This is a genomic window from Chrysiogenia bacterium (assembly GCA_020434085.1).
Taxonomy (GTDB): Bacteria; JAGRBM01; JAGRBM01; order JAGRBM01; family JAGRBM01; genus JAGRBM01.
Genome location: JAGRBM010000531.1, coordinates 1 through 3,148 on the forward strand (window position 1 = coordinate 1; position 3,148 = coordinate 3,148).

The 3,148-nt window shown below is 62.8% G+C and carries 3 protein-coding genes; all 3 read left to right on the forward strand.

The genetic code is table 11. The annotated features are described in order from the left end of the window. Positions 1-1,297: hypothetical protein (locus KDH09_17760; GenBank protein ID MCB0221549.1), on the forward strand; the 1,297-nt coding region annotated here is incomplete at its 5' end. An 85-nt stretch (positions 1,298-1,382) separates the two neighbouring features. Then, on the forward strand, positions 1,383-2,768 hold the full coding sequence (locus KDH09_17765; GenBank protein MCB0221550.1) for a glycosyltransferase family 39 protein: 1,386 nt from the start codon (positions 1,383-1,385) through the stop codon (positions 2,766-2,768). 19 nt (positions 2,769-2,787) lie between these two features. Further along, positions 2,788-3,148: hypothetical protein (locus KDH09_17770; GenBank protein ID MCB0221551.1), on the forward strand; the 361-nt coding region annotated here is incomplete at its 3' end.

The following is a 3,148-nucleotide window of genomic DNA, read 5'->3' on the forward strand; positions in this document are numbered from 1 at the left end:
TATCGACGACCTGGTGCACCCCCCCGTGGGGGACGAGAATCCGGATTCGGAGAGCTTCTCACTCCAGGCCGGGCCGTTTCCGATCCGATTGCTGCTCTGGAAGCTGGCCGCGTGGCTGCGCCCGGCGCGTCCCTATGACCTGATGCACATCCTCTCGGCGGCGCTCCATGCGGCAAACGCCGGGCTGCTGCTGATCCTGTTGCGGCAGCTCGTCTCAGCGCGGGCCGCACTGCTCTGGACCCTCTTTTTCGTCGTCTATCGCCCGGCCAACGAGGGCGTCCTGTGGGCCTCGACCCAGCCCGATGTGATGGTTGCCACGTTCTCGCTGCTTGCGCTGCTGGCATGGCGACGCGGGGTGAACGAGCCGCGCTGGCGGTTGCTCGGCGTGGGACTGGCGGTGCTAGCGATGGTGACGAAGCTCTCCGCCGTGGTACTTCCTTTCCTTCTGCTGGCGCATGCGTGGTGGGTGGAGGAAGGTGGAACCGCGCGGGAGCGTGTTCGCCGCGTGCTCCCCATGCTCGTTCCGCTCGCCGGGTTGGGGCTCATTTACGCGCTCTGGATGGCCACGCACCGGGGGCTTTGGGAGACGAATTATGAGGCGCATTTCCTGACATTCGGGAAGTTCCCGCAGACCGGGGAAAACCTGGCGCGGGGCCTGCTTCTGGTTCGTCCAGCGGCGCTGGTCCATAGCGATGCGTTCGGGCTCTCGTTTCTTGGTGCAACGCTCTTTGCGGTGTGGCGCAGCCGGGGCATCGTTCGATTCGGACTCCTCTGGATGACCGGTTTTGTTGCCGCCAATGTGTTCTCGTCGGGATATCCCGCCGGGCGCTACCTGTACGCGGGCTCCGTGGGGCTCATTCTCACGGCTTCGGCGCTGGCCGGCTGGGCGGCCGCACACCCCCTGCGCAAGCGTATCGCGATGGCAGGGGCCGGATTGTGGCTGCTCGCATCGCTCTACGCCTACCAGCGCGACGTCCGTTTCTACGATTGCTGGGGCGATGTGCACCGTGAAGCGCAGGGCGCGGTTCATGCCCACGCCGGAGAGATCCGCGCCGCGGGGGCACTGGCCTTCGCCCGGGATTACAGTCCCGTCTACCCCTGGTCGCAGTGGCTCGTCCGTTACGAGGTGGGCGAGGGCATCCAGATCGAAACGCAGTTGCCCGCTTGTCCCGGCGACGGACGGCCCTGTCTCGATTTCGGAGACATCACGGAAAAGAACATTACTGCGAGCGGGAGCCTGCCGGAGGGCGGCTGCGAGGGGCACGTCAGCTTTACGCCGCCTGCGCTCTCCGAGTAGCGGGCGCCGGCACTCCGGGGTTGCCGCGGCGAACTCTGGTTTTTGATACTATTATGTAGACCGATTGCATTCAGTCTTGGAAGAAATGCAGAAGAACTGGCCCAAACACCCACTGACGCTGAGCGCGATCGTGTTTCCTTTCGTGCTGGTGCTGGCCCTGTCGATGGGCGGGTTTACAGATGACCCGATGCACTCGGTCTGGGGGCGCGACACACCGGTCTTCGACATTCTCACCCTGCGCGCCGGACCGTTTCCGATCCGGCTGCTCCTGTGGAAGTTCGCCGTCTGGGTGCGGCCTGAACGCCCATTCGACGTAATGCACATCTTCCCTGCCGTGGCTCACGCGCTGAATGTAGGGCTTGTGCTGGCACTGTTGCGGCAGTTCTGCACCCCGCGTGGGGCACTACTCTGGGCACTATTCTTTCTGGTTTACAGGCCTGCCAATGAAGGAGTGCTCTGGGCTTCTACCCAGCCGGACGTCATATGCACGACTTTTTCGCTCCTCGCGCTGTTGGCCTGGCGGCGGGGTGTTGAGGATTCGCGTTGGCGCCTGGTGGCACTGGGGCTCATTTTGGTTGCCACGGCGACGAAGCTGAGTGCAGTGGTGCTCCCCTTTCTGTTGATGGCCCATGTTCTCTGGATGGAGGAGCAAACGACGGTTCGGGAGCGCATTCGGTGTGCGGCGCCGCTTCTGGCTCCTCTCGCGTTGATCCTGGTTGGTTATGCGCTCTGGATGGCTGCGCACCGGGGTTTGTGGCAGACCGCCTACGAACCCGAGACTTTTGCTGTCTGGAAATTTCTCCGTATCGGTGAAAACATCGCGCGTGGCCTGTTGCTGATACGACCGATCAACATGGTCAAGAGTGATGCGTTCGGCTTCTTGGTCCTGTTAGTCACAGTCGCGGCGATCTGGCGCAGCCGTGGTCTGGTTCGTTTCGGTCTGCTGTGGATGGTTGGATTTGTCGGGATCAGCGCTTTCTCGTCAGGATACATCGCCGGTCGATATCTATATTCGGCTTCGGTTGGGCTTATTTTGGCTTGTTCTCAGTTGGCGGTTTGGGCTGACGCGAACGCCGTGCGCAGGCGAATCGCAATATGCGGAGCCTCGCTGTGGATGCTGGTATCTCTCTATTGCTACCAGCGCGACGTGCGGTATTTTTCGTGTTGGGGTGACGTATATCGGGAGGCGAGTGCGCTTGTCCGGGACCACCGTGAGGATGTCCGAAGGGCTGGTAGACTTGCTGTGGCGCGTGATTTCAGCCCTGTGAACCTCTGGTCAGCGTGGCTGGTGCGCTATGAAGTGGGGGAAGGAATCGAAACCGAACTGCAGTTGCCTGCTTGTCCAAGCGATGGGCGACCCTGCCTGAGCTATGGGGAAATCGCAGAGGAAACGGTGACTGCTGCTGGAAGTCTCCCGGTTTCAGGCTGCGAGGGCCACGTTACTTACCGCCCGCCTACGCTTCCCCGCTAGCGTGCGGTAGAATCTCCCCATGCCGCGCGAGAACGAATCCCCTGCGGCGCGTTGGCGCGCGCTGATTGCCGATGACCGGGTGTGGTGGTCCGTCCTCGCAATCTCCTTTGTCGTCACCGCTGCGGTTTCCTCGCAGCTCGGCGGCTACACCGACGATCTCTTTCACGCGCAGGTGGGGCGCGACTATTCCTGGTGGGAGCTGGCGTCGTTCAAGGCCGGGCCCTACGGGATGGCGATGGGGGTGTGGAAGCTCGCCGTCGCGCTTGCTCCGGCGCGTCCGTGGGTGCCGGTGCTTCTTCTCTCCGCGCTGCTTCATGTTCTCATTGTCGCGATGATTGCGCCGTTGCTCGAACACGTGATGGAGCGCCCTGCCGCGCGCA